A 2,346-nucleotide genomic window follows, 5' to 3' on the forward strand; every position below is an offset into this window, starting at 1 on the left:
GACCCGATTCTCGCGCTCAACCGGATGGGCAGCTTCGACTGGGACCTGGACACCGGCCTGATGCAGATGGACGCCCAGGCCCACGAGGTCTTCGACGTGCGCCCCGACGAGTACGACGACCACCCCGAAACCCTCGCCAAGCGCGTCCCGCCCGACGAGTCCCGGCGCCTGGACACCGCGGTCTCCCAGGCCCTGAAGGACGGCAGCGAGAACTACGGCGCCTACTTCCGCATCCGCCGCCGCGACGGCACCCTGCGCTGGACCCACACCCAGGGCTACATCCGGCGCGACGACACCGGTCGCCCCCGCCGCATCATCGGCATCATCCGGGACGCCACCCAGGAACTCGGCGAGAGCGCCGCCCGCCGCGACCGGGCCGCCCTGGACGAGGCCCGCCGGGAGCAGACCAACGTCGTCGAACTCACCACGGCCGCCCTCGCCCACGCCCGCACCGTCCAGGACGTCATCGACGTCCTCAAGGACACCCACGGCCTCACCCACCTGGGCGCCGCCAGCCTCGTCATGGGTCTCGTCGAGGCCGGCCGCATCCGCCTCGTCGCCGAGGGCCCCGCGGACAGCTTCGTGCCCGGCACCCGCGTCACACGGATCGACGAGCCCTACCCGATGAGTGAGGCCGTCCGGACCCTCGGCCCGTGCTTCATCGAGTCCCCGCAGGAGTTCGCCGAGCGCTACCCGATCCTGTGGCCCCACATCACGGACCTCGACATCACCTCGGCCGCCTATCTGCCGCTCATCGTCCAGGCCCGGCCGATCGGCGTGGTGGGGCTGCTCTACAGCGACCGGTACGGCTTCACCTCCGAGGAACGCAACGTCCTCGTGGCGCTCGGCAGCAGCATCGCGCAGAGCCTGCAGCGGGCCATGTTCTACGAGCAGGAGATGGACCTCGCGCAGGGCCTCCAGCAGGCCATGCTGCCCCGGACCATCCCGAGCGTGCCCGGCGCCGACGTCGCCGTGCGCTACCGCGCCGCCACCCTCGGCGGCTCCGTCGGCCGGGACATCGGCGGCGACTGGTACGACCTGATCCCGCTGCCCGGCGGCCGGGTCGGCGCCGTCATCGGAGACGTCCAGGGCCACGACACGCACGCGGCCGCCGTCATGGGCCAGTTGCGCATCGTGCTGCGCGCCTACGCCGCCGAGGGGCACCCCCCGGCCACCGTCATGGCCCGGGCCTCCGTCTTCCTGCACGAGCTCGACACCGACCGCTCCGCGACCTGCCTCTACGCCGAGGCCGACCTGACCACCGGCGTGCTCCAGATGGTCCGGGCCGGGCACATCGACCCGCTGGTGCGGCACACCGACGGCTCCTGCCGCCGCGTCACCGTCCCCGGCGGGCTGCCGCTCGGCCTGTCCGCGGAGTTCGGCCGCCTCGACTACCCCGTCGGTACCATAGAGCTCGATCCCGGCGACACCCTGCTGTTGTGCACCGACGGCCTGGTGGAGCAGCCCGGCGCCGACCTCGACGACGGCATGCGCACCCTCACCGCGCTCGTCGACACCGGTCCCGAGGACGTACGGGACCTCGCCGACCGGCTCATCGACGTGGCCGCCGAGCGCGGCGGCGACGACGACGTGGCGCTGCTCCTGCTGCGCCGCCGCGACCCGGACGGCACGCGGTCGGGCCGCCGCCTCCAGCGGCACGTGGCCCCCGGCGACCCCGGCGCCCTCGCCGAGGCCCGGCACCTGATCCGCACCGCGGTCGCCGGCTGGGGAGCGGGCGACCGCGCCGACGAGATCGAACTGGTCGCCGACGAGCTGATCACCAACGCCCTGATGCACACCGAGGGCTCCGCGGTCGTCACCCTGCGGGCCTTCACCGGCTCGGAGCGCCGGCTGCGCGTCGAGGTCGAGGACTCCTCCAGCGCCCTGCCGCGCCGCCGGGAGGCGGGTGACTCGGGTGTCTCCGGGCGGGGCCTGCTCCTGGTCGAGCTGCTCACCGACGTGTGGGGCGTGGAGGCCCGGGGCGGTGGCAAGGCCGTGTGGTGCGAGTTCGTGGTGCCCGGCCGCGACTAGCTAGGCGCCCGTGGTGGCACTCTGGACCCATGCCGGAACTTCCCGAGGTCGAGGCGCTGAAGGACTTCCTGACCGAGCACCTCGTCGGCCACGAGATCGTACGGGTGCTGCCCGTGGCGATCAGCGTCCTGAAGACGTACGAACCGCCCCTGTCCGCGCTGGAGGGCCACGAGGTCGCCGCCGTACGCAGGTACGGCAAGTTCCTCGACCTACGGACCGCTGACGGCCCGCACCTCGTGACGCACCTGGCCCGCGCGGGCTGGCTGCACTGGAAGGACCGCCTCCCCGACGGCCCGCCCCGCCCCGGCAAGGGCC

2 protein-coding genes are annotated in these 2,346 nt (G+C 73.4%); both read left to right on the forward strand.

The features are described 5' to 3' along the window. Nucleotides 1-2,031: SpoIIE family protein phosphatase (locus tag C1J00_RS42170; RefSeq protein WP_102914088.1), on the forward strand; the 2,031-nt coding region annotated here is incomplete at its 5' end. 29 nt (nt 2,032-2,060) lie between these two features. Next, nucleotides 2,061-2,346: DNA-formamidopyrimidine glycosylase family protein (locus tag C1J00_RS42175; RefSeq protein WP_281262802.1), on the forward strand; the 286-nt coding region annotated here is incomplete at its 3' end.

The organism is Streptomyces cahuitamycinicus (genome assembly GCF_002891435.1).
Taxonomy (GTDB): Bacteria; Actinomycetota; Actinomycetes; order Streptomycetales; family Streptomycetaceae; genus Streptomyces; species Streptomyces cahuitamycinicus.